Source organism: Sphingorhabdus lacus (assembly GCF_009768975.1).
Taxonomy (GTDB): domain Bacteria; phylum Pseudomonadota; class Alphaproteobacteria; order Sphingomonadales; family Sphingomonadaceae; genus Sphingorhabdus_B; species Sphingorhabdus_B lacus.
The window spans coordinates 2,692,585-2,714,379 of the sequence record NZ_CP035733.1 but is presented as its reverse complement, the minus strand read 5'-3'; the positions used below and the strand labels follow the sequence as shown (position 1 = coordinate 2,714,379).

Genomic DNA, 21,795 nt, shown 5'->3' with positions numbered 1-21,795 from the left:
AGGGTCAGGGCCAAAAAAATGAGTGAAAGCGATGTCCAGTTCACCGCGCAAGAGGCCCTAGATTTCCATTCACAAGGACGTCCGGGCAAAATAGAAATCATCGCCACCAAACCCATGGCGACACAGCGCGACCTGAGCCTTGCCTATTCGCCTGGCGTCGCGGTTCCTGTCCAAGCGATCTATGACGATCCAGCCACTGCCTATGACTATACCGCCAAGGGAAATCTTGTTGCGGTTATTTCAAACGGCACTGCGATACTGGGAATGGGTAATTTGGGGGCTCTCGCATCCAAACCCGTGATGGAGGGCAAGGCGGTCCTATTCAAACGTTTTGCCGACGTGGATTCCATTGATATTGAAGTTAAGACCGAAGATGTTGACCGCTTCATTGACGCGGTCGAACTACTTGAGCCGACTTTTGGCGGGATCAACCTCGAAGACATTGCAGCGCCATCCTGCTTCATTATTGAACAGACTTTGCGTGAGCGCATGAACATACCTGTATTCCATGATGACCAGCATGGTACCGCAATTATTGCGGCGGCAGGCCTGATCAACGCATGCGAACTGACGGGTCGCTCACTAAAAGACGTCAAAGTCGTGTGCAACGGCGCAGGCGCAGCAGCTATTGCTTGCACCGAACTGATTAAGGCGATGGGCGTCCCGCACGACAATGTCATCATGTGCGATCGCACCGGTGTGATTTATCAGGGCCGGGCCGAAGGCATGGACCAGTGGAAGTCGGCACATGCTGCGAAGACAAGCACCCGCACGCTGGCTGAGGCTATTGTCGGTGCGGATGTATTCTTGGGCTTATCGGCGGCTAACGCGCTCAGTGCGGATATGGTACGGTCGATGTCAGGCCAACCGATCATCTTTGCAATGGCAAATCCCGATCCGGAAATTTCGCCACCCGTAGCGCGCGCGGCGCGCGCAGATGCAATCATCGCAACCGGCCGTTCGGATTTTCCCAATCAAGTAAATAATGTCCTCTGCTTTCCTTTCCTTTTCCGCGGCGCGCTAGATGTCCGCGCGACGACCATCAACGAACCAATGAAAATTGCCGCTGCAAATGCACTGGCGCAACTCGCCCGTGAAACTGTGCCTGAGGAGGTTGCCGCCGCCTATGGCGGTATGTCGCACAAATTTGGCCGCGACTATATCATTCCCTCTCCATTTGATCCGCGCCTGATGGAAATCGTCGCCTCCGCTGTTGCCAAGGCCGCGATGGAATCGGGTGTAGCGCAAAAGCCGATAACGGATATCGCAGCCTATCGCGCCCAGCTGCGCGCCCGCTTGAACCCGACCAATTCGGTGTTGACCCAAGTATATGAAGCCGCACGAGCTAAACCACGCCGTGTCATATTTGCGGAAGCTGAAGAGGATGTCGTCTTGCGCGCAGCAGTCCAATTCAAGCAAGATGGCTATGGCGTGCCGGTCCTTGTCGGGCGCGACGCGCGCGTGAAGGATATGCTGCGCGAACTTGGCACTGACCCGGAAGATTATGAGATCCACAATAGTGCGCAAAGTCCGCTAGTGGAAAAGATGGTCGACCGCCTGTATAACCGGCTGCAACGGCGAGGTTATTTGCGGCGTGATATCCAGCGCATGGTAAACCGGGACCGCAATATATTTGGCGCATTGTTGTTACAGATGGATCAGGCCGACGCCATGATTACCGGCGTCACGCGGACCTTCGGCCAGACGTTACGCGAACTACGCCGTGTGCTTGACCCCAAAAAGGGTGAGATATCCTTTGGTATTCACGTGATGGTCGGAAAGACCCATACTGTTTTCATTGCAGATACCACTGTAAACGAACGACCCTCTGCGGAAGAATTGGCGCATATTGCCGAGAAGACCGCCGCCGTCGCCCGGCGAATGGGCCATGTACCGCGTGTGGCGTTCCTGTCCTTTTCGACTTTCGGCAATCCGCACGGAACATGGCTAAACAATATCCGTGATGCGGTTGCAATGCTCGATGCTCGGCGTCCGGACTTTGAATATGAAGGTGACATGCCACCTGACGTGGCTCTTAATCCCGCACTGATGAAAAATTACCCCTTCTGTCGCTTGTCCGGGCCAGCAAATGTTCTAGTGATGCCTGGCTTGCAATCCGCCAATCTGTCGGCAAAGCTGCTCCGCGAATTAGGCGGTGATCAGGTGATAGGGCCCATGTTGATCGGAATGGAAAAGCAAGTGCAGGTCGCCACGATGGCGTCAAGTACAAGCGATCTGGTCACACTGGCGGTATTGGCAGCGGCGGCAGTTACGGAATAACCCGTATTTCTCGTCGCTAAATTCCTACTTAATTGGGGCTGTTGGGCGTACTACCCTGACCAGTGCCAGCACCAACGGACCCGATGTTTCCAAAAATATCTTCGAAGAAGCTCTTATTGCGACCTAAGGTGGGTGTCTTGTCGCCTTCGGGGCTGATCTTGGAGATCAATTCCTTACCGGTCTGCGTTACGGAGGCAACGTTCCCCGCTGAATCAAACCGGACTTTCAACACATATTGCTCAGTCGCGGCAGGCTGGGCAAAAGCTAGTTGCCGTGTGTCGCGCGCGTAATAATACCAGTCATTTTTGTCAAACTGACCAACAAATGTCGGACGTCCCAACGACGCTTGCACCGAATCTTTGTTATCCACTCCCGGCTGGACAGAGGACAGAAGGGTCTGGTCACCGATATAGCCTTGATGCGCACGCAGGCGTGTACAGCCCGACGACATTACCAACGCGGTAACAAGGGTGCCCAAAACCATAATTTGCGACTTGCGCATATACTTCTCCGCTTTTCACGAAACTAAGGCGTTGCCATTGCATCGTTGGCCAGCAATATCAATATGCAATGCCAGATGAATGCTGGGTGAGTGCAATGGGAACGAACGCGGATGACTTTTTGGAAAAATATCTGGAGATCTACTCAGGCCGATCCCAAAGTGCTGGTTATTCCACTCTATAACCAGATCGTGGCCAAGGCTCGCGAGCCACACTGGTACGAAACGGGTCAGGTACCCGATAGCATTGATGGCCGGTTTGATATGATTGCAACGCTGTTTTCGCTGGTTTTGTTAAGGTTGGAAAAAGAGCCTTCGCAGGCAGGAAATATGGCGCGCCTGACAGAGGTTCTGGTGGACGATATGGACGGGCAACTGCGCGAAGTAGGTGTCGGCGACATGATCGTGGGTAAGCATATCGGTAAGATAATGGGTTCAGTTGGCGGTAAAATCACAGCTTTCCGGGATGCGCTGGCCTGTAAGGATAAATTGGACGATGCAATTGCGCGCAACCTATATCGCGGCGAAGCGGTAAACATCTCAGCAGCGGTGCATGTGAGGCAGGGTCTGTTGACAATCGACCAGGCACTCTCAGAGATCGCTCCAAACGATCTAGCCGCAGGAAAAGCTCTATGGTGACTCTGAGCGAATTCAGCCACGAACTGAAAATATCGGAACTGGGAGGGAAGATGCGCAGCATCCATCTTTCCGCAGATGCATCTCAACGTGCAGCCTTGGCCAAACGGTTCGACCTTGCCGCACTGGACCGACTGGACGCCGATTTGACAATGACCACCGAGAGATCGGATATATTCGCAACGGGCGAGCTTAACGCCGTTCTGGCGCAGACTTGCGTTGCCACCGGTGAACCTGTACCAGTCACAGTAAGCGAGGCTGTAACTATCCGCTTCATTCCCGAACCGCGTATAAACGAAGAAGCCGAGTTCGAACTCGCCGAAGAAGATTGCGATGTTATGTTCCACGATGGCCAGCTGATTGATCTAGGTGAAGCTGTTGCCCAATCATTGGGACTTGCGCTTGATCCCTATCCACGCAGCCCCAATGCCGATGCGCTTTTGAAGTCGGCAGGTGTAAAGGGGGAAGATGAAGCAGGTCCTTTCGGCGTACTCGCCTCGTTAAAGGAAAAGCTAGAAAAAAAATGATGCGCGATGTTTGATACGCAACTGCGTTTGCTGGTTGATCGGCCACTGAACTTCGTGGCTGTTCGCGTGGCCCGCGTTGGACCGTCAGCAGATTGCCTGACTCTTTCCGGCGCGATGGTGGCAATAGGCGCAGCGGCGGCAGTTGCCGGTGGATATATGCCTCTAGCTCTCGCCCTTATTGTGGCAAGCAGGGTTTTTGACGGACTGGACGGCGCAGTCGCTAGGATTAATGGGCCAACCGCATGGGGAGGCTATCTCGACAGTATCGCGGATTATGTGTTTTACGTATCAATCCCTGTCGCCTTTGGTCTCGCGGATCCTGACAATCTTCTGCCAGCACTGCTACTTGTCGCAAGCTTTACAATCACGGCGGTTAGCTTCCTTGCGTTTGCTGCTATCGCGGCACTTCGGGTACAGGATAAGAACGATAACCTGCCAAAAGCTTTTATCTATTCGACCGGTTTGATGGAGGGAGGCGAGACGATCGGTTTTTTCGTGCTCTTTTGTGTGTTTCCGTCCGCATTTCCGGCCCTCGCCTTTACGTTCGCAGCATTGTGCCTACTAACGGTTATGCAACGCGTTTGGCTTGCCTCCAAACAGTTTGCTTAACTTCAAAAACCGATCTTAATTTTATCCCCGCTGCCACCGAAACCAGCGCTCAGCCCATTTAAGCAACCCTATCGGCTTTCTGGCCAAACCAAATTGGCCGGCAGCATATTTTGTCGCCTCGGACCAAGTGGGATAAGGATGGATAGTCGCCAAAATCTTACGAAGACCCATCTTGTGCTTCATGGCGAAGGTGATTTCCGTCAAGATTTCGCCAGCATGTTCACCGACTACCGTGGCTCCTAATATTCGGTCGCTACCCTTGGCGGTCAAAATCTTAACGAAGCCACAACGCTCACCCTCGGCAATAGCACGGTCAAGATCATCAAGATCATAACGGGTCACTTCGAAAGCCACGCCTTTCTGAAACGCCTCCGCCTCCGTCAATCCCACGGAAGCAAGTTCGGGTTCGGTGTATGTGACCCGCGGTAGAACGCGGTAGTCGGCTTGGTACTTCTTGAACGGGCGGGCGAGCGCATTAACGCTGGCATACCAGGCTTCGTGGGATCCGCCGTGGGTTAACTGCTGCTTGCCCGCGACGTCACCCGCACAGAGGATATGCGGGATGTTGGTGCGCAGGAAGCCGTCAACGGGTAATTTGCCGTCAGCGACCAAACCCAATTCTTCAAGACCAAATCCGGCAATACGTGGTTTACGGCCAACGGCGATAATCACATCTTCAAAAGCAAGCCGTCGCTCGCCTTCTGGCCCTTCAACCATGAGACATTTATTAGTTTCGAAACGGACTGCTTTGTGTCCGGTCAATATCTCTACTCCATCCGAGTGCAGGCGTGCAGTAACAAGTGCGGCAGCGGCAGGGTCTTCCTTAAGCAACAGCCGTTCGGCCATTTCTACTATGGTGACTTGCGCGCCTATCCTCTGAAAGGATTGCGCCAATTCGCAACCGATGGGGCCGCCACCTAAAATGACTAGACGTTCGGGCGGTGCCGGACGCTTTGCAAATTCTTCCCATAAGGTTTCGCTTGTGAGGTAACCGCTATTTTCGACACCGGGCAGAGGAGGGATTAGCGGCGCTGCGCCAGTAGCGATGATGAATGATTGCGCCGTCAGTCGGCTATTCCCATCAATTTCCACAGTCCAAGGATCGATGAAACGGGCATAGCCCTGTACGCATTCGACTCCGAGTCCAGTAAAGCGTTCTACACTGTCATGTGGTTCGATTGCAGCAATGACCTCTCGAATCCGCTGCATGACAGCTTGGAAGTCCACAGTCGGAGCGGACGTTTTTATGCCAAAACGCGCGGCTTCTGAAACGAGATGCGCTACTCGTGCGCTTTTAATAAGTGCCTTGGACGGTACGCATCCGGTGTTGAGGCAATCACCACCCATTTGATGGGCCTCAATCAGTGTGACTTTTGCCTGCACCATTGCGGCGATATAAGCCGAAACCAAACCTGCAGATCCGGCACCTATGACAATTAGATTGCGGTCAAAACGCTTGGGCTTTGTAGCTCTATTGACCACGGCGACTGTTCACAACTGCTAACAAACCTCTGGCTGCCCATGGGAACAGCGCCAACAACACAAAAGATCCGATTAACGTCGGCGACAGAAGACCGGCTGTTGATTCAACCTGGCTAATCTGCGTACCGGCATTGACGTAAACAATAGTTCCAGCAAGCATCCCCAATTGGCTTACCCAGAAAAAAGTCCAGGTCCGGATTCTGGTAAGACCCATCAATAGATTGATTACGAAAAAGGGGAAAACCGGAATCAGGCGGAGGGTAAACAGATAAAAGGCACCGTCTTTAGCCAAGCCATCGTCGATGGCCTTTAGCCTTTCTCCAAATTTCGACTGCACCCAATCCCGTAAAACATAGCGCGACCCCAAAAAGGCGAGAGTCGCGCCGATCGTCGACGCGAATGATACAACAACTATTCCGATCACGAGACCGAAGAGTGCTCCTGCAATCAGTGTCATGATCGCAGCACCGGGAATGGAAAGTCCGGTTATGGTGACGTAAGTCAGGAAAAAACCGGCGATAAAGATAAGGGGATGAGCATTTTTCGCAGCGAGAATTTCAGCCTGTTGCGCTTTGAAATTTTCGAGGCTGAGATACTGGCCTAAATCAAAGACAAAATATGAAACCAGCGCTGAGACAGCAAAAAGAACTAACAGAGCTTTTTTCATAATCGTCCCCGTTCGTTCAAACAGCTGCCTCCGTCACCCTACGCCGATCTTAGAATGGCACGTCGTCGTCAAGATCATTGTCAAAGTCTCCGCCGCCAAAGCCTGACGACCCACCGCTCCAGTTGCCGCCACCTTGACCGCTGCTACCGCTGCCTTGTCCACCTCCCGACGAACCACCCGACCAACCGTCATTGCCGCTGCCTCCGGATCCACCACGTGCGCTATCCAGCATCACAAGCTTCCCGTCGAAACCAGCTACCGAAATCTCGGTTGTGTAACGATCGTTACCCGATTGATCTTGCCATTTGCGGGTGCGCAATTGGCCTTCGATATAAACCTTGCTGCCTTTCTTCAAAAAGCGTTCGGCAACGCCGACCAGCCCGTCGCTCTGTAAGACGACGCTGTGCCATTCGGTCCGTTCTTTTTTTTCACCGGTGGTGCGGTCTTTCCAGTCTTCGGATGTAGCGATGCGCAAATTACAAATGCGCCCACCATTTTGAAAGGATTTCACTTCCGGGTCGGCCCCCAGATTGCCTACGATTATTACTTTGTTGACGCTGCCCGCCATGTTCCTGCCCTTTGATTTTCGAATTGATATTGGTGTCGCTATAAGCCGAAGGACACTGCTGTCCAATAGGTTATACCCGCCGCCGCATAAGCGAGAGCAAAAAGATAGACGACCATGAATATGGGCCATTTCCAGCCATTGGTTTCGCGCCGGGTGACGGCAATTGTGGAAATACATTGTGGCGCGAAAATAAACCACGCCAGAAAGGCCAAGGCAGTGGCAAGCGACCACTTTGCAGCCAATTGCGGGCCGAGACTCATTGCGGCCTGCTCCTCATCTTCGGCATCAATAGCATAGGCTGTGCCGAGCGCAGAAACCGCGACTTCGCGAGCAGCCATGGCTGGAATCAAGGCAAGTGCAATATCATGATTAAAGCCGATCGGACGGATAATTGGCTCAATACCATCGGCGATACGGCCCGCAATTGAATATTCCACTTGGCTTTGCGTGCTATTCACAGGCACTTTGGGAAAACTCAACAGCGCCCATAATATGACCGTCGCCACAAAAATAATCGTTCCGGCACGGCGAAGGAAAACCCAAGCGCGTTGCCATAGACCGAGAGCAATGTCGCTTGGCCGCGGCAATTGATAGCGCGGCATCTCGATCAGGAAACTGCTGCTGCGGCTTTGAGTAACGAATCGCTGAATCACCGCTGCGGCCAACATGGCGCCGACGATCCCAAACAGATAAAGCGCAAACAGTACCAGACCCTGCATACCAATGCCTGGGCCAATATTCTGTGCGGGAATAAAAGCGCCGATAATCAGCGTATAAACCGGCAGGCGCGCCGAACACGTCATCAATGGAGCGATCAAAATCGTCGCTAAACGCTCTTTTTGATCCATGATGCTGCGAGTCGCCATGATGCCCGGAATTGCGCAGGCAAAGGAGGATAGTAACGGAATAAAGCTGTGCCCCGACAGACCGACAGCAGCCATCATTCGATCCATGACGAAAGCGGCGCGGGTCATGTAACCGGTCGCCTCCAACAACAATATGAAGAGGAACAATATCAGGATCTGCGGCAAGAACACGACAACAGAACCCACTCCTGCAATAACGCCGTCAGTCAGGAAAGACCGCAGTATGCCATTAGGCATTTGCGCGTTGATCGTTTCAGTTAATGCGGAGAATCCGCTTTCGATCCAACCAATAGGCGCTTCGGACCAGCCATACACCGCCTGAAACATGACAAACAACAACGCCAACAAAATCGCAACTCCACCCACGGGGTGAAGCAGTATGGCATCCAATCGCTTCGTCCATTGCCTCCCCTGAGTTTCACTGATGATTGCGCGCTTTGCTATTCGGTGCGCACGGTCGGTGATTTGTTTGCGATTTTCCGGCGCATCGACTTCATCAGGACGAGATTGTGAAAGCACTTCACTCAGCATGCTCAGCAACCGTTCCAGCCCGCGCTTGCGAACTGCAACGGTCGACACTACAGGAACGCCGAGTTCGTCCGCCAAAACGGTTGGGTCAATTTCCAACCCGTCTCGTTCGGCAAGGTCCACCATGTTAAGCGCGATGACGACCGGTAGCCCCTGCCCGATTAATTCGATAGCAAAGCGCAAATGATTGTCCAGATTGCCAGCATCTACGACTATCACGAGCGCATCAGGGCGACGTTGACCTGCGAATTTACCTAGTACGACATCGCGCGTCACCGCCTCGTCTAAGCTGTCAGGTTGCAAGCTATAGGCACCGGGTAAGTCAAGCAATTCGACCGGACGTCCATCGGGCAATGCTGTGCGACCCGATTTTCTCTCTACGGTCACACCAGGATAGTTAGCAATTTTCTGCCGCGCACCGGTTAACGCGTTGAAAAGCGAGCTTTTGCCGCTATTCGGGTTACCGACCAGCGCAACTAGCGGTACCGTTCCACTCACTTAGATAACTCGCAGAAAATGGCCGAGGCGACTTTCCGACGCATCGCAATCCGCATACGCCCAACGCGTACGGCGATAGGGTCACGCCAAAGCAGTATACCCTTATGTAGGGCCTCAACTTCCACGCCTTCCTCTAACCCGAGCGAACGCAGCCGATGGCCTTCGCTTTCTGGGATCGCAGCCCAATCTATGGTGCGAACCCGTGCTTGGCTGTTGAGGGGGAGATCGTCTAATTGCACCAGTGACATTTGCAACCGATTCGCAATAACATCAAGTGCTATTCGTTTTTACGCAGGATAGCGAAGGCGTCCAATGAAGCGTGAAAGGCTTGGGGCGTATTCCTTACGCGCGCGTGCCTGCGCCTTCACCTTTTCAAACTGCATCACATTTTCGATCCGCCGGTCAAGAAAGGCGCGGGTATCGATAAAATCAGGACTCTCGTCATTAACAAAGACGCTGATTGTGCTTCCATATACGGCCGAGAGTGTTGCACGTTTGGTATAATGGTTGAAATCGCTGGCCGTATCCCCCGCCATGCGCCACATCCGGTCGGCGGAACGCCAGCCAACTTTCGTACCGCGGACAATATTCTGAGGCATTGCCATAATTGCCATTGCACGGCGCAGGGCTTCACGGTCAGGATTCATAATCTCTAGCCGGGTCGCCAGCAATATAGTGATGCGATCTCTTATCTTCAGCGCATTTAACCTACTCGCTGTCAGGCGGCGGGCAAGTTCTTGATCAATCGAATCGATCCATGCGTCCACCATCCTCATGGCATTGCCATTAAATGCCAATGCTGCGACATCGGGTTCGATTTCCAGTTCAACCGCAGCCGAGTCCACTGCGGCGTAGCTCCAACCGTCAAAGGCCGCATTGCGTGCAATAAGTGGCGCGAGCGCGGCGCGGATTTCGTCAAGAGTCGGATCGGTCGGAAGCTTTTGGTCGGTCATCCCGAAAATGTAGGCGCAAGATGCCATCATTAAAAGAGCTATTGCTTCCGCACGAGCACCAGCGCGATCATGACAAGAAAGCTGCCTGTAAAATCAAGCAGCGTCAGAGCTTCTCCAAATGCCAACCAACCAGCAGCAGCGGACAAGGCCGGTTGCAATAGCAGCGCTAGCCCGATGACAAGTGGACTGAAATGCGGAAGGGCATAGGTCAAGCAACCCTGCCCAACAAACTGCGAAGTAAAGGCAAGTAACAGCACCGGCCACCAGATCGATGGAACCACCTGTTCGCCTGTATAAAGAGATGCCGGAAGCAAGACCGCCGCTGCAACAGTACTGGCCATCGCCAGAGCGCCCCAACTTTCGGTAGTTTCGCGAACACGCATCATCATTAAAAGATACACCGTGTATGTCAGGCCCGCGCCAAGACAGAGCAGGTCCCCGGCAAAGTGTTCCGGCGAGAGTTCTAGACTTTGACCCATCAAAAGTGCCGCGCCAACAAACGCCAGGACCACCGACGCGATCTGCCAAATTCCCGGCATTTTACGCGCAACTACTACTCCGTAAATCACCAGCAGCATGCTGGCGCAATTGGCAAACAGAGTCGCGTTACCCAGCTTTGTTTGAAAAATGCCGATATGCCAGGCAATGATATCTATCCCGAAAAATACCCCTGCTGTGAGAATGAAAACAAATGTCTTCATAGGGACTGACTTTAGGCGAAATCCGAATCGATAGCCCACCAGAAACAGGAAAGGTGTAGCCAAAGCCAGCCGCCAGAATCCTGTAGCAATCGGTCCGCTATCGGCATAGCGCACAAGCAGGGGACCAAAAGCAATCGCGATATTCCCAGCAATCAACGCCAGAAAAGCCAAAGCCTTGGGGCTTTGCTGAAGGAAAATATTTGTCGGCATAAACCCCCGTTGCAATTTGCAACGCTTATCCGCATCTTGGCTGCAAACCAAAGCCTTAATGACAGGAAGATTTATGACTGCAACTTTGTTCGACCCCATTCAGCTTGGCGCAATCAGCGCAAAGAACCGCGTGATCATGTCGCCTTTGACCCGGGGACGCAGCACGACTGGCCATGTACCCATGTCCGATCTGAAAGCCGAATATTATAGTCAGCGCGCAAGCGCAGGCCTGATCATCGCGGAGGCGACGGGCATTTCGCAAGAGGGTCTAGGCTGGCCATCCGCACCGGGGGTTTGGAACGATACGCAAGTTGCTGCGTGGCAGCCGGTAACGGAAGCCGTGCACGAAGCCGGCGGACAAATCATCTTGCAATTGTGGCATATGGGGCGTCTCGTGCATCCCGATTTTCTGGGCGGCGCCCAACCCGTATCGGCATCGGCGACAACGGCCCCTGGAGATGCTCATACCGCCGAAGGGAAAAAGCCGTATACCGAAGCACGAGCGCTTGAAACGTCTGAGATTCCACGCATTATAGAAGACTATGTCAACGCTGCGAAAAACGCGATTGCGGCTGGATTCGACGGTATACAAATCCACGCCGCTAATGGCTATTTGATTGATCAGTTCCTGCGCGATAATGCCAATTTCCGGACCGATCAATATGGAGGTTCGATCGAAAATCGTATCCGCTTGCTCCGCGAAGTAACGCAGGCAGTAGTCAATGCTATAGGGGCCGACCGCACATCTGTCCGCCTGTCGCCGAATGGCGAAACGCAAGGTGTAGACGACAGCAACCCCATACCGCTGTTCACGGCTGCCGCCGCTGCATTGCAGAATATAGGTATCGCGTTCCTTGAACTGCGAGAAGTGAAGTCCTACGGTAATTTTGGTCGAACAGACGTACCTCGTGTTTCGCCGCAAATTCGTGAGGTGTTTAAGGGTCCGCTCGTTCTGAACCAAGAATATACAAAAGAACTGGCCGATGCGGATCTTACCTCTGGCCTTGCAGACGCGATTAGCTTTGGCCGTCCTTACATCAGCAACCCGGATCTTGTGGAACGGCTACGGGTCGGTGCCGAACTGACGCCCGACAACTATAAGACATGGTATACCCCAAGCGCCGAAGGCTATACAGATTATCCATTCCTCGAAAGAACCGACGCGTAAAAGACATGATTGAGGCGGGGCTGGGTCTTTATGCGATATCTATCCCCGCCGCTTTGCTGATCCTGTTTTCGGTAGCTGAATGGCTGTGGCCACGCAGTAAAAGGGCGTTGCCGCGAAAGTATCGCTGGCTCACCCATATGCTATTTTTCCTCACCAACGCGGCTTTAGGTCGGTTGCTTGCCTTATTTGTTGTCGTAGCCAGTGCCGCAGCATGGGCAGACAGTTACAGCTTCGGCTTGCTCCACCAAACCCATTGGCCGTTATCGTTGGAGGCGGGGCTCGCATTTATTCTGCTTGATCTCGCGGTATGGGTGCAACATCGGGCGATGCATCGGCTCCCCGTCTTATGGCGGATCCACAAGGTCCACCATAGCGACCGCGATCTGGATACCACGACCGCGCTGCGTTTTCACCCTTTCGAGCTTTTGACTTCCACCATTTTTAAATCGGCTTGCGTCACCTTGCTGGGAGTTCCCGTGCTGGTGGCGCTTGCGTTTGAGCTATGGCTGAATTGCAATGCTCTCTTCAACCACAGCAATATTCGCCTGCCGCGTTCCATGGATCGAGTCTTGCGGATGATCTTGGTCACGCCGGATATGCATCTGGTGCACCACAGTACGGATCGTAGCGAACAGAACTACAATTACGGCTTTGCCTTGACGTGGTGGGATAGACTGTTTGGCACCTATGTCTATGAATCCGCCATGGGTCGTGATCAACAAACTATCGGCCTGGAAGAGATGGCCGACGATCGACCAGCCCATTTCTTTTGGAGTATGAAGCTGCCTTTGACGTAGCGTCATTGCGGCCTTTACATGGAGCACTTGACGGACCCAGAAATCCGGAGCAATTTTTAACGCAGGAGTGGGGGAAACATGCCAAAAAAACGTACCATTATTCTGGGAGCTGTCGCGGTCGGTGCCATCGGTGTCGGATTAACTTATGGCTGGCGCCATTGGCAGGAAAAGTCGATCCTCGACGATTCCCACATTGCACAGATCGCATCTGACAAGGAAGTTACTTCCGGACCAGCCATGAAGCTTCTGTGGGGCGACACCCATTTACATACATCAAATTCCATTGATGCCTTTGGTTTTGGTGTAAAGCTAGGGCCTGAAGAAGCGTTGCGGTTTGCGCGAGGAGAGGAAATCACCTCGACCTGGGGCCTGAAGGCAAAATTGGAACGCCCGCTTGATTTTCTTGTCATCGCTGATCACTCAGGCGGGCTTGGCGCAACCAAGGCGCTGTATGATGCACCGAGCTTTCTTATTCGCGATCCGGTGTTACGCCGCTGGCATGATGAGATGCACAAGGGACCCGAAGGCATGCAACGGGTCACTGCGGAATTGATCGACAGGGTAGGCCGTAACGACCTACCAAAATCACTGACCGATCCAGAAAAGCAGCGCAAAACCTCGACAAACATTTGGACAGGGCACAGTAGCCTGATAGAGCGTTATAATGAGCCGGGGAAATTCACCGCCTTCATGGGCTTTGAATATACGTTGATGCCCGGCGGTAACAATCTGCACCGTGTGGTCATGTTCCGGGACGGCAAAAGCCGCACCGATCAAGTACTCCCTTACGACCCGGGACAAGGCGATTCACCCGTCAGCCAGCTGTGGGACTATATGGACAATTATGAAAAGCGGACGGGTGGTAAAGTGCTCGCAATTCCGCATAACAGCAACCTGTCCAACGGTTTGATGTTCGAACTTGTCGGTCCGGGTGGTGGACCAATGACTGCCGAATATGCCCGTCGTCGCGCTGCGCGTGAACCTGTCGTTGAAATTACCCAGATCAAAGGTGACAGCGAAGCGCATCCATTCCTGTCTCCAAATGACGAATTTGCAGGCTATGGCACTGCAGGCTGGCAGTTAGGTAATTTGACCATGCAGGCTGCCAAAAAGCCACAGGATTTTGCGGGGGAGTATATTCGCGAAGCGCTGAAGCGAGGGCTGTCTATTGAAGCAAAGACGGGTGCGAACCCTTACAAGTTCGGTGTTATTGGTTCCACAGATAGTCACACCGCACTCGCCACCGCAGATGAAAATAACTTTTTCGGTAAACATTCAGGCGGCGAGCCCAATGGCAAACGGGCATCTGAACCACAAAATCTAGGTACCCGTGAAGGTCGCTTTGGATGGCATTATCTCGCTGGAGGATATGCAGCCGTGTGGGCAACAGCAAACACAAGAGCGGCGATATTCGATGCTATGATGCGGAAGGAAATTTACGCGACCACCGGGCCACGTATGACGGTCCGTTTCTTTGGCGGTTGGGATTTCAAGTCCGATGATTTGACCGGGAACTGGGTGATGGCCGGGTATAAACGCGGCGTGCCTATGGGTAGTGACCTTAAGCCTGGTAAGGGAGCGCCAAGTTTCATTATCTCTGCGCTGAAAGATCCGATCGGCGCCAATCTCGACCGCGTTCAGGTCGTAAAAGGTTGGGTGGATGCATCCGGCCAGATGCAGGAGAAAGTTTTCGATGTGGTTTGGGGTGACGCCGACAAAAGGCAGCGGAGTGCCAATGGTAAGATTCCGGCGGTAGGAGACACAGTCAATATCGCGAAGGCAAGTTACAGCAACAGCATAGGCGATCCCGAGTTACAGGCGGTATGGAGCGATCCAGAATTCAACGCGAGCCAAAAAGCTTTCTACTATCTACGCATTCTCGAAATCCCAACCCCGCGATGGGTTCTATTTGACGCCATCCGATACGGCGCAAAGCTATTGCCCGGCACCGAGTTGAAGTCGCAGGAAAGGGCCTATTCGTCGCCGATCTGGTACAACCCGACCAAGGCAAGCTGAGTATATACGGTCGTGAGATAGCATACACTTACTCTGCCTCGATCTCCGCTAAAATGGGGTCAGGGTCCGCAACACCCATCAAACGACGCATAGCCAAGCGGGCTAGGCGTTGGGTTTCAGTCTTTCGCCGCGCCGCTGCGAGCGGAACGAGTGCAGCGGGGCGAGCGATTTCGGCGTCATAAGCGTCGGCGATGATAACGCCTGCCCGTTCAGGCATGAATGTCTCCCCGTGCAACGGTCCGATATCGAACCCGGCCGGGACAGCCCAGAAAAAGCGATCGCAAAACTCAAGATACTCTGGCCATTTCTGGTCACCCAGCAAATCGCTACGGGCACATTTTATCTCGACCAGGATAATTTCGCCCTTCGCATTGATGCCCATCAGATCTGCGCGCCGGTTGTTACGTAACGACACCTCCGGTTGGACCATGATCTGGTTACGCAAAAACAGGCGTGACACGCCACGCGCAACAGCGGCAGCGGCTGCTAAAGGAAGTGGGAATGGTTTCAGATTAGCGACATCAGCCATAGCCGACTCTATAGAACGTAAGTAGAACAAAATAAAGGCCCCATTTCGGGGCCTTCATCTCCTAACCAGTTTCTGCCATATTCAACGGTAGAAAATATGATTGTCAATCGATCCGAGCCGGGTCAGCCGCCAACCCGGCGAAACGTGGCGGGCATGAAAGAAAAGCGCGCCTTCAACAGGGCTTTTCCAACTGTTGTTAAGGGCAATTCGGCTTATCGCTACAGCATTGCTCCAATGCGCACTGCCCGTTGCGATAGGTGGCATACCGCCGCCGCGTACGAACGAAAATTGGCTCTTCTGATACACCACACCACACAGGGTGGTAGGAAAGCGCCCTGACTTAGCGCGAGCGATAACAACACGTGCAACGGCTAGCTGGCCAGCGAGCGATTCGCCTTTGGATTCAAAATAGACGGCTCCAGCGAGGCAGCGCACTTCGCTATCGAGCGGTTCGCTAACGTCCTGCATCCGAACCAGTTCGGACAGCGAAGATGCGGCAACACTCTCTTCGCGAACGTCATCTACATATTCTGAGCGGGAGTCGGTGTTGACGGGTTGACCGCTACCTGGAATGAAAATGATATCACCATTTTCCGCAAGCCTTGTCGTCACTTCACCTGATTTCAGGCGTTCGACATTTTGCTTATCTGCTGTGATCTGCGCAGCATCGACTACGATGGCGGATGCGCTAAGCGCTGTGCTTTGGTCATTCCCAAAAGCAAAACCGGCATCGGCGGTTAGAACGGCGGATGCCAGCGTACAAGAAATGGCCACCACGGAGGCAGCCCGAACCATTTTCAACATTAATCGTACATTAGTGCGGCGGCACCAGCAGATGAGCCTCTAATCTTATGTTCTGGCTCTTCGTTTGTTGCATCCGACTCGCGTGTTTGTCTGGTCACCCCATTTGTGTCCCGCGTGACAACCTTCGCTACTCGTTGCGCGCCCATCTATTGTGCATTGCAGCGCAGTCAAGAGTCGGCGGCCAAAAGTCCGTCCAACCGTTCTTTCGACGCGACGTCCAGTTCGAGAACCCACAAATCAGGATCGCGTTTAATGCGTGATTTCCAATATTTTGTAGGTTCTGTCTCATCGCCCCCTATCGCTTGTGTCACCTGATGCCAGGAGAAGGAACCGTCAAGTTCGGGGTAACGTTCGTAAATTACGGGATTGCGACCTTTAATCTGCCCGACAAGCAGGATAGCACCCGATAGTTGGTCGCCTTTGCGCAGTACGGCAGCAAATCCGCCTTCGGCCTCGGCGAGTTTTTGAAGCGCCGAAACGCGAAACTGGCTGGTGAGCCTAGCAGAACTCAAGCGGCGTTGCGCTCTTCAGACAAGGTCAGCAACGCGAACATTGCGCCCGCATCTGCTGCGCCACGCAGCTGCGTGCGGAATTTTTCGTCCCGGAACAGACGCGATACCTCGGCAAGAGCCCGCAAATGCGATGCACCATCTTGTGCCGGCGAGATTAGTGCGCAAACCAAGTCTACAGGCTCGTCGTCGACGGCGTCGTAGTCTACAGGCTTTGCCAGACGGGCAAAGACAGCTACCGGCACGTCAATACCCGACACTTTACAATGAGGAATCGCCGTACCACCACCAAAACCGGTGGGGCCTAAACGCTCGCGCTCAATAAGGCCGTCAAGAACGGCGCTTGGGTCGAGCAAATAATTTTCGGCAGCGAGGGTCGAAAGGCGTGCGAGAAGGTCGGATTTGCCCGCGCAAACCAGATTCGCAACGACAGCTCCCTCAACGAGCCTTGTAGAAATTCGAATCATATCTTGTTCAATTGCACCCGGTCGGGAACCGGGGAGCAAACCCCAAATATCTGAATATGTTTACATATATGTCGTGATGCTGGCCGAATTCTAAGGTGCCGATTTTGGTTCAACCCACCCGATCGTGCCGTCTTCGCGGCGGTAAACCATATTATGGCGACCAGTGCCAGTGTTTTTAAACAGCAAAGCAGGCGTGTTGCGTAAATCCATGAGCATGACGGCGTCTGAGACGGTGGATTCTGGAATATCGACACTCATCTCTGCGACGATCACGGGCGCTTCGGGTGGCGGGACGTCTTCAGAGAAGTCGCCACCGTCAAAAACGGTATAAGCGGCCTCTTCCTCGCGCAGAGCGTGCGCCGACTGTGCATGGCGGTCCTGTAGACGGCGCATGTAACGGCGAAGTTGTTTTTCAATCCGGTCTGCTGCTTGATCAAGCGCTACATGTGCATCCTGCGCTTCGCCTCGGCCTTTTAGAACAAGACCTTGCATCACATGCATTACAATGTCGCTGGTAAAGCGTTCATGTGGTCCACGGCCAAAAGTGGCATGCGACGACAGCGCTTTCGAAAAATATTTGTTAGCGATCGCGCCGAGGCGCTTTTCGACATGGCTCTGCAGTGCTTCACCGGTTTCGACCTGATGTCCTGAAACCCTGATATCCATTGCCTGTCTCCTTTTCTAAAGTGCCGACTCGGATTCGAGCCAAAGCGCGTCTTTGATTTTAGCGATAAATTCACTGTGTAGCGCCAATTCTTGGGGTGTAGCGCTATGTGGACGAGCTTCACGATATGGACGGACTCGCACCAAATGGCGGGTACCACCATCGTCCGATCCGGCTACGGCCGCCCTGTCGTCCACCAAACCAAGACCGATTTGCCGGCCGCCCGTCAGCTCAATATAAAGTTGCGCAAGCAATTCAGCATCAAGCAGGGCGCCATGTTTGACACGGTGGCTGCGGTCAATGCCATAGCGCGAGCATAATGCATCGAGCGAGAGCTTCGCGCCCGGATGCTTCGCGCGTGCGAGTGCTACCGTATCGATCATCCGATCAAGCGAAATCGGGTCAAGCCCACACAATTGAAGTTCCGCATTGAGAAATCCAAAGTCAAAGCTGGCATTATGCGCGACAAGCGGACTGTCGCCCAGAAACGTCAGTAATTCTTCGGCCTTATGCGCAAAGAGCGGCTTATCTGACAGGAAGCGATCCGATAGGCCGTGCACCTGTTCGGCAGCTGCAGGCATCGGTCGCAGCGGATTGAAATAGGCGTGGTAGGTTTCACCGGTCATCACCCGGCTAACCATTTCGATGCACCCTATCTCCACCATCCGATCCCCGGTAAGGGGATCAAAGCCGGTCGTTTCGGTATCGAAAATTATCTCTCGCATTCTGTGTTGAATGTGAGCCTGTTTTAAGGGTTATGCAAGACCCGCACGCAGCTTTTTGACAAGTTCGTGGACATTAAGTCGTGTTTCAACCAGCGACTGGCCGGTTTCAATTACAAAATCAGCCCGAGCACGCTTGTCTGCATCATTCGTTTGCAATGTGACAATATGGTCGAATTTTTCCTCTGTCATTCCAGGCCGTGCCAGCACCCTTTTCCGCTGGACTGTATAAGGCGAAGAAACCACGACAATAGTGTCGACCCCTCTATACCCGCCCTTTTCGAACAAAAGAGGTATATCGAACAATACTATATCCGCATCAGCGTGGTCGCGCAAAAAGACAGATCGCTGCTTTGCTACCGCAGGATGAACAATAGATTCCAATTTTGCCAGCTTGTCCCGATCTCCGAACACCGCCGCGCCTAACGCCTTTCGGTCTACACCGTGCGGGCCGGTTGTGCCGGGAAACGCTGTCTCGATTTCAGGTACCAATGCCCCACCCTCTTTTTGCAATTCGTGTACCACAGCGTCCGCATCAAATACCGGAATCCCTTCATCGGCGAACATCGCTGCGACGGTCGATTTGCCCATACCGATAGACCCAGTTAGTCCGATAATGCGGGGCCTGTTCATCTCAGCAGCAACTCTCGCAATGCATTTTCCTCATCGTCTGGTGGAGCGACGCCGAAAAACAGTTCAAAAGCAATTGCCGCTTGACCCACCAGCATCTCGAGCCCGTCGACTACCTCTAACTCCCGCGCCCGCGCCTGTTTAAGCAATGCAGTTTCAATAGGTGCGTAGACCAAGTCGTAAACGACCGCATGTTCGGGTAATGGCGTAAGATCGATTTCAAGTAGCTCCTGCCCTTTCATGCCTAAAGGACTTGCGTTCACCAATAACGCCGAATCGGGCAGCCGTGCGGTGAGCGGCAACACCCGCCCCTTCAGACCGAAATGCGAGAGTAATCCTGCCGCTTTAAGACCATTGCGTGCGAACAAAACAACTTCGCCGATATCCGCCTGCCCCAATGCGAACAGCACTGCCCGCGACGCCCCGCCAGCGCCGATCACTACTGCGGTCTCCCCCGCAAGTGGAAGGTCAGCAATAGGGCCATAAAAGCCGCCTGCATCAGTATTCGTCCCGACCAAGATACCATTTGCACCTCGAAAAACGGTGTTGATCGCGCCGATTGAGCTCCGTACATCGCCCAGATCTGTGACATGATCGAGCGCTGCAATCTTATGCGGAATAGTCACATTGCATCCACGCCATTCAGGGTCGGCGGCACGCTCACGGAAATAGTCATCCAAATGCTCTGGCAAGATATCTCGTGCTTGATATTCGCCAACAAGCCCTAGTTGGTTCAACCAGAACCGATGAATGAGTGGTGATTTGGAATGCGATATCGGATGCCCGATGACTTCGGCATAATTGGTCATGACGGCAAAAGACCCCTTAGCCTTAAATAGTCAAGCACCGGCAGCAGCGGTAAGCCGATGATGGTGAACTGACTGCCGCTTACACTTTTGAACAATTGTGCGCCTTCAGCCTCTATACGATAACAACCAACACAATGGCGGATATCTTCCCAAAAGTTCGAGACATATTGTTCGATGAACGTCTCACTCAAATATCGCACTGTCATCTGAGCACTATCGACAACTCGCCAAACCGGCTCACCCGCTTCGCATATGACTGCCGCGCTTATTAAGCGGTGATTGTTGTCCGACAACTGTGCCAAATGTACGCGGGCGTCAGAGGGACTGTCGGGTTTATCCAAAATCTTCCCATCGGCGGTAACTACAATCTGGTCACAACCCAATACCAATGCTGTTGGATATTTGCGCGAAACCTTCCGCGCTTTGACTTCGGCGAGCGCGTCGGCAATATCGCGAGGCTTGGCATTGTTGGCTATTAGCGAGCCCTTGATACTAGACTCATCAACCAGTGCAGGCACCGCTTCCAGTGAAACGCCTGCTCCCCGAAGCATGGCCACCCTCCCGGCGCTTTGAGACGCCAAAATCAGCGTCACGACATTTGGACCTGATGCAATTCGCGTTCGTTAAAAAGGTTAATGATCGCCGCTGCTGTTTCTTCAATCGAGCGCCGAGTTACATCAAGAACCGGCCAGCCGTTGTCCGCAAACATCCGCCGAGCATGAGCGACCTCTGCCTTGACCTTTTCTTCGTCGACATAATCTGTATCGGGAGACTGGTTCAGTGACAGAAGACGATTACGCCGGACCTGAACCAGTCGTTCAGCGCTTGTCACTAGTCCGATGACCATCGGATGTTTCAACGTAAAGAGAATAGGTGGCGGCGGTGATTCCGGGACGATAGGAATATTCGCCGTCTTGTACCCACGGTTTGCTAGATAGATGCTGGTCGGTGTTTTGGACGTCCGTGATACACCGGCTAATACAATGTCTGCTTCTTCCCAATTTTGAGCGTTGATCCCATCGTCATGCGCTATGGTGAACTGGATTGCGTCTACACGTGCAAAATAGGCGGCATCCATCGCATGTTGCCGACCGGGCCTTGCCTTTGCTTCTTGCCCCAACATGTTAGACAACGCATCGCTAACGGCATCGAGGGCAGCAACTGCTGGCAAACCCAAGGCGCGGCATCTGTTTTCCAATTTGCGCCGTGTGTCGCGGTTAACCAAGGTGAATAAAACCAGCCCCGGATTGGCCGCTACATCAACCATGATACGGTCCAAATGGCTTTCAGAACGCACCATTGGCCAGAAATGTTTGACCACATTTTCAACACCGTCAAACTGAGCTAGCGCAGCTTTAGCGATATTCTCTAGGGTCTCGCCTGTGGAATCCGACAGTAGGTGGAGGTGAAAACGATCCATGAGCATAGTCTTGTTGGCAGGCTGGGGATAAATCAAGGGACAAAGTTTTCACCTCTCCAACTTCCCCATTGTCAGGCTTTTACCTTTCGATTCGGTAACAGCCTTTCCACAGGAGCAATTTATCATCCACAGGCTGTTAATAACGTGGATGAAAATTGCGAATCCAAGATTCTGCTTTGCTTACTTCCGGTCAAGTTGTTGGCAATATCCGCAAAAGCTTTTAAGGCTGGGTATAT

The 21,795-nt window shown here is 53.1% G+C and carries 25 protein-coding genes; 7 read left to right on the top strand and 18 right to left on the bottom strand.

Annotation, left to right across the window (positions count from 1 at the left end; genetic code table 11):
* The first annotated feature begins 18 nt into the window (after positions 1-18).
* Complete coding sequence (locus tag EUU25_RS12830) at positions 19-2,280, top strand: NADP-dependent malic enzyme (RefSeq protein WP_158901564.1); 2,262 nt, start codon at positions 19-21, stop codon at positions 2,278-2,280.
* A 28-nt stretch (positions 2,281-2,308) separates the two neighbouring features.
* Here the strand turns inward: EUU25_RS12830 and EUU25_RS12825 are convergent, their stop codons facing one another.
* Positions 2,309-2,782 carry an outer membrane protein assembly factor BamE gene (locus EUU25_RS12825; protein ID WP_158901562.1) on the bottom strand — a complete coding sequence of 158 codons (474 nt, stop codon included), beginning with the start codon at positions 2,780-2,782 and terminating at the stop codon, positions 2,309-2,311.
* Positions 2,783-2,893: 111 nt separating this feature from the next.
* Between EUU25_RS12825 and EUU25_RS12820 the strand changes: the two genes are divergently transcribed.
* Genes EUU25_RS12820 through EUU25_RS12810 form a run of 3 tightly spaced genes read left to right on the top strand, consistent with a single transcriptional unit; the run spans position 2,894 to position 4,551 of the window.
* Entirely contained in the window at positions 2,894-3,418 is a 525-nt protein-coding gene (locus tag EUU25_RS12820) for a ubiquinol-cytochrome C chaperone family protein (protein WP_158901560.1), read from the top strand.
* Positions 3,412-3,942 (top strand): YceD family protein, encoded by a 531-nt coding sequence (locus EUU25_RS12815; RefSeq protein WP_158901558.1) that lies wholly within the window; start codon positions 3,412-3,414, stop codon positions 3,940-3,942. Before EUU25_RS12820 ends, EUU25_RS12815 begins: the two co-directional genes overlap by 7 nt.
* A gap of 6 nt (positions 3,943-3,948) precedes the next feature.
* A complete protein-coding gene (locus EUU25_RS12810; RefSeq protein WP_158901556.1) occupies positions 3,949-4,551 on the top strand; it encodes a CDP-alcohol phosphatidyltransferase family protein in 603 nt (200 codons plus the stop codon).
* Positions 4,552-4,572: 21 nt separating this feature from the next.
* Here EUU25_RS12810 and EUU25_RS12805 read toward each other — a convergent pair whose 3' ends face one another.
* Genes EUU25_RS12805 through EUU25_RS12780 form a run of 7 tightly spaced genes read right to left on the bottom strand, consistent with a single transcriptional unit; the run spans position 4,573 to position 11,123 of the window.
* Positions 4,573-6,033, bottom strand: a complete 1,461-nt coding sequence (locus tag EUU25_RS12805) for a dihydrolipoyl dehydrogenase family protein (protein ID WP_246162722.1) — start codon at positions 6,031-6,033, stop codon at positions 4,573-4,575.
* Positions 6,023-6,700, bottom strand: a complete 678-nt coding sequence (locus tag EUU25_RS16580; RefSeq protein ID WP_246162720.1) for a TVP38/TMEM64 family protein — start codon at positions 6,698-6,700, stop codon at positions 6,023-6,025. The genes EUU25_RS12805 and EUU25_RS16580 overlap by 11 nt, the downstream gene beginning before the upstream one ends.
* Before the next feature lie 49 nt (positions 6,701-6,749).
* Entirely contained in the window at positions 6,750-7,268 is a 519-nt protein-coding gene (ssb, locus tag EUU25_RS12800) for a single-stranded DNA-binding protein (RefSeq protein ID WP_158901554.1), read from the bottom strand.
* Positions 7,269-7,306: 38 nt separating this feature from the next.
* On the bottom strand, positions 7,307-9,160 hold the full coding sequence (gene feoB / locus EUU25_RS12795) for a ferrous iron transporter B (protein ID WP_158901552.1): 1,854 nt from the start codon (positions 9,158-9,160) through the stop codon (positions 7,307-7,309).
* Positions 9,157-9,408, bottom strand: a complete 252-nt coding sequence (locus tag EUU25_RS12790) for a FeoA family protein (protein ID WP_343032366.1) — start codon at positions 9,406-9,408, stop codon at positions 9,157-9,159. The genes feoB and EUU25_RS12790 overlap by 4 nt, the downstream gene beginning before the upstream one ends.
* 39 nt (positions 9,409-9,447) lie before the next feature.
* Entirely contained in the window at positions 9,448-10,143 is a 696-nt protein-coding gene (locus EUU25_RS12785) for a COQ9 family protein (RefSeq protein ID WP_246162718.1), read from the bottom strand.
* Between the two features lie 8 nt (positions 10,144-10,151).
* A complete protein-coding gene (locus tag EUU25_RS12780; protein WP_246162717.1) occupies positions 10,152-11,123 on the bottom strand; it encodes a DMT family transporter in 972 nt (323 codons plus the stop codon).
* Here EUU25_RS12780 and EUU25_RS12775 point away from each other — a divergent pair.
* The 3 genes from EUU25_RS12775 to EUU25_RS12765 all read left to right on the top strand — a co-directional run bounded on the left by EUU25_RS12775 (position 11,098) and on the right by EUU25_RS12765 (position 15,005).
* Positions 11,098-12,192, top strand: a complete 1,095-nt coding sequence (locus tag EUU25_RS12775; protein ID WP_158901548.1) for an alkene reductase — start codon at positions 11,098-11,100, stop codon at positions 12,190-12,192. The two genes, EUU25_RS12780 and EUU25_RS12775, sit on opposite strands and share 26 nt — an antisense overlap.
* A 5-nt stretch (positions 12,193-12,197) precedes the next feature.
* Entirely contained in the window at positions 12,198-12,989 is a 792-nt protein-coding gene (locus EUU25_RS12770) for a sterol desaturase family protein (protein ID WP_158901546.1), read from the top strand.
* Positions 12,990-13,067: 78 nt separating this feature from the next.
* On the top strand, positions 13,068-15,005 hold the full coding sequence (locus tag EUU25_RS12765) for a DUF3604 domain-containing protein (protein ID WP_158901544.1): 1,938 nt from the start codon (positions 13,068-13,070) through the stop codon (positions 15,003-15,005).
* 28 nt (positions 15,006-15,033) lie between these two features.
* On the opposite strand, the gene EUU25_RS12760 is transcribed toward EUU25_RS12765, so the two are convergent.
* From EUU25_RS12760 to EUU25_RS12715, 10 genes are all read right to left on the bottom strand, one after another.
* Positions 15,034-15,534, bottom strand: a complete 501-nt coding sequence (locus EUU25_RS12760; RefSeq protein ID WP_158901542.1) for an MmcB family DNA repair protein — start codon at positions 15,532-15,534, stop codon at positions 15,034-15,036.
* Positions 15,535-15,615: 81 nt separating this feature from the next.
* On the bottom strand, positions 15,616-16,338 hold the full coding sequence (locus EUU25_RS12755; RefSeq protein WP_158901540.1) for a cell wall hydrolase: 723 nt from the start codon (positions 16,336-16,338) through the stop codon (positions 15,616-15,618).
* A 167-nt stretch (positions 16,339-16,505) separates the two neighbouring features.
* Positions 16,506-16,850 carry a DUF1491 family protein gene (locus EUU25_RS12750; RefSeq protein ID WP_158901538.1) on the bottom strand — a complete coding sequence of 115 codons (345 nt, stop codon included), beginning with the start codon at positions 16,848-16,850 and terminating at the stop codon, positions 16,506-16,508.
* The gene (locus tag EUU25_RS12745) at positions 16,847-17,314 is read right to left on the bottom strand and encodes a PTS sugar transporter subunit IIA (protein WP_158901536.1); all 468 of its coding nucleotides are present in this window, start codon (positions 17,312-17,314) and stop codon (positions 16,847-16,849) included. Before EUU25_RS12745 ends, EUU25_RS12750 begins: the two co-directional genes overlap by 4 nt.
* A 90-nt stretch (positions 17,315-17,404) precedes the next feature.
* Positions 17,405-17,980, bottom strand: a complete 576-nt coding sequence (gene hpf, locus EUU25_RS12740) for a ribosome hibernation-promoting factor, HPF/YfiA family (protein ID WP_158901534.1) — start codon at positions 17,978-17,980, stop codon at positions 17,405-17,407.
* Between the two features lie 15 nt (positions 17,981-17,995).
* Positions 17,996-18,703 (bottom strand): DNA polymerase III subunit epsilon, encoded by a 708-nt coding sequence (gene dnaQ, locus EUU25_RS12735; RefSeq protein WP_158901532.1) that lies wholly within the window; start codon positions 18,701-18,703, stop codon positions 17,996-17,998.
* Between the two features lie 30 nt (positions 18,704-18,733).
* A complete protein-coding gene (coaE, locus tag EUU25_RS12730) occupies positions 18,734-19,333 on the bottom strand; it encodes a dephospho-CoA kinase (RefSeq protein ID WP_158901530.1) in 600 nt (199 codons plus the stop codon).
* Positions 19,330-20,139, bottom strand: coding sequence for a shikimate dehydrogenase family protein (locus EUU25_RS12725; RefSeq protein WP_158901528.1), 810 nt, complete (start codon positions 20,137-20,139; stop codon positions 19,330-19,332). The genes coaE and EUU25_RS12725 overlap by 4 nt, the downstream gene beginning before the upstream one ends.
* The gene (locus EUU25_RS12720; RefSeq protein ID WP_158901526.1) at positions 20,136-20,732 is read right to left on the bottom strand and encodes a Maf family protein; all 597 of its coding nucleotides are present in this window, start codon (positions 20,730-20,732) and stop codon (positions 20,136-20,138) included. The genes EUU25_RS12725 and EUU25_RS12720 overlap by 4 nt, the downstream gene beginning before the upstream one ends.
* Positions 20,729-21,559 carry a pyruvate, water dikinase regulatory protein gene (locus EUU25_RS12715; protein ID WP_158901524.1) on the bottom strand — a complete coding sequence of 277 codons (831 nt, stop codon included), beginning with the start codon at positions 21,557-21,559 and terminating at the stop codon, positions 20,729-20,731. Before EUU25_RS12715 ends, EUU25_RS12720 begins: the two co-directional genes overlap by 4 nt.
* Positions 21,560-21,795: the final 236 nt, after the last annotated feature.

Excerpts from the sequence above, each read along its gene's own strand:
- EUU25_RS12830 (WP_158901564.1), top strand. The coding sequence starts at position 19 with ATGAGTGAAAGCGATGTCCAGTTCACCGCGCAAGAGGCCCTAGATTTC.
- EUU25_RS12825 (WP_158901562.1), bottom strand. The coding sequence starts at position 2,782 with ATGCGCAAGTCGCAAATTATGGTTTTGGGCACCCTTGTTACCGCGTTG.
- EUU25_RS12820 (WP_158901560.1), top strand. The coding sequence starts at position 2,894 with ATGACTTTTTGGAAAAATATCTGGAGATCTACTCAGGCCGATCCCAAA.
- EUU25_RS12815 (WP_158901558.1), top strand. The coding sequence starts at position 3,412 with ATGGTGACTCTGAGCGAATTCAGCCACGAACTGAAAATATCGGAACTG.
- EUU25_RS12810 (WP_158901556.1), top strand. The coding sequence starts at position 3,949 with ATGTTTGATACGCAACTGCGTTTGCTGGTTGATCGGCCACTGAACTTC.
- EUU25_RS16580 (WP_246162720.1), bottom strand. The coding sequence starts at position 6,700 with ATGAAAAAAGCTCTGTTAGTTCTTTTTGCTGTCTCAGCGCTGGTTTCA.
- ssb (WP_158901554.1), bottom strand. The coding sequence starts at position 7,268 with ATGGCGGGCAGCGTCAACAAAGTAATAATCGTAGGCAATCTGGGGGCC.
- EUU25_RS12790 (WP_343032366.1), bottom strand. The coding sequence starts at position 9,408 with ATGTCACTGGTGCAATTAGACGATCTCCCCCTCAACAGCCAAGCACGG.
- EUU25_RS12785 (WP_246162718.1), bottom strand. The coding sequence starts at position 10,143 with ATGATGGCATCTTGCGCCTACATTTTCGGGATGACCGACCAAAAGCTT.
- EUU25_RS12775 (WP_158901548.1), top strand. The coding sequence starts at position 11,098 with ATGACTGCAACTTTGTTCGACCCCATTCAGCTTGGCGCAATCAGCGCA.
- EUU25_RS12780 (WP_246162717.1), bottom strand. The coding sequence starts at position 11,123 with ATGGGGTCGAACAAAGTTGCAGTCATAAATCTTCCTGTCATTAAGGCT.
- EUU25_RS12770 (WP_158901546.1), top strand. The coding sequence starts at position 12,198 with ATGATTGAGGCGGGGCTGGGTCTTTATGCGATATCTATCCCCGCCGCT.
- EUU25_RS12765 (WP_158901544.1), top strand. The coding sequence starts at position 13,068 with ATGCCAAAAAAACGTACCATTATTCTGGGAGCTGTCGCGGTCGGTGCC.
- EUU25_RS12760 (WP_158901542.1), bottom strand. The coding sequence starts at position 15,534 with ATGGCTGATGTCGCTAATCTGAAACCATTCCCACTTCCTTTAGCAGCC.
- EUU25_RS12755 (WP_158901540.1), bottom strand. The coding sequence starts at position 16,338 with ATGTTGAAAATGGTTCGGGCTGCCTCCGTGGTGGCCATTTCTTGTACG.
- EUU25_RS12745 (WP_158901536.1), bottom strand. The coding sequence starts at position 17,314 with ATGATTCGAATTTCTACAAGGCTCGTTGAGGGAGCTGTCGTTGCGAAT.
- hpf (WP_158901534.1), bottom strand. The coding sequence starts at position 17,980 with ATGGATATCAGGGTTTCAGGACATCAGGTCGAAACCGGTGAAGCACTG.
- dnaQ (WP_158901532.1), bottom strand. The coding sequence starts at position 18,703 with ATGCGAGAGATAATTTTCGATACCGAAACGACCGGCTTTGATCCCCTT.
- coaE (WP_158901530.1), bottom strand. The coding sequence starts at position 19,333 with ATGAACAGGCCCCGCATTATCGGACTAACTGGGTCTATCGGTATGGGC.
- EUU25_RS12725 (WP_158901528.1), bottom strand. The coding sequence starts at position 20,139 with ATGACCAATTATGCCGAAGTCATCGGGCATCCGATATCGCATTCCAAA.
- EUU25_RS12715 (WP_158901524.1), bottom strand. The coding sequence starts at position 21,559 with ATGGATCGTTTTCACCTCCACCTACTGTCGGATTCCACAGGCGAGACC.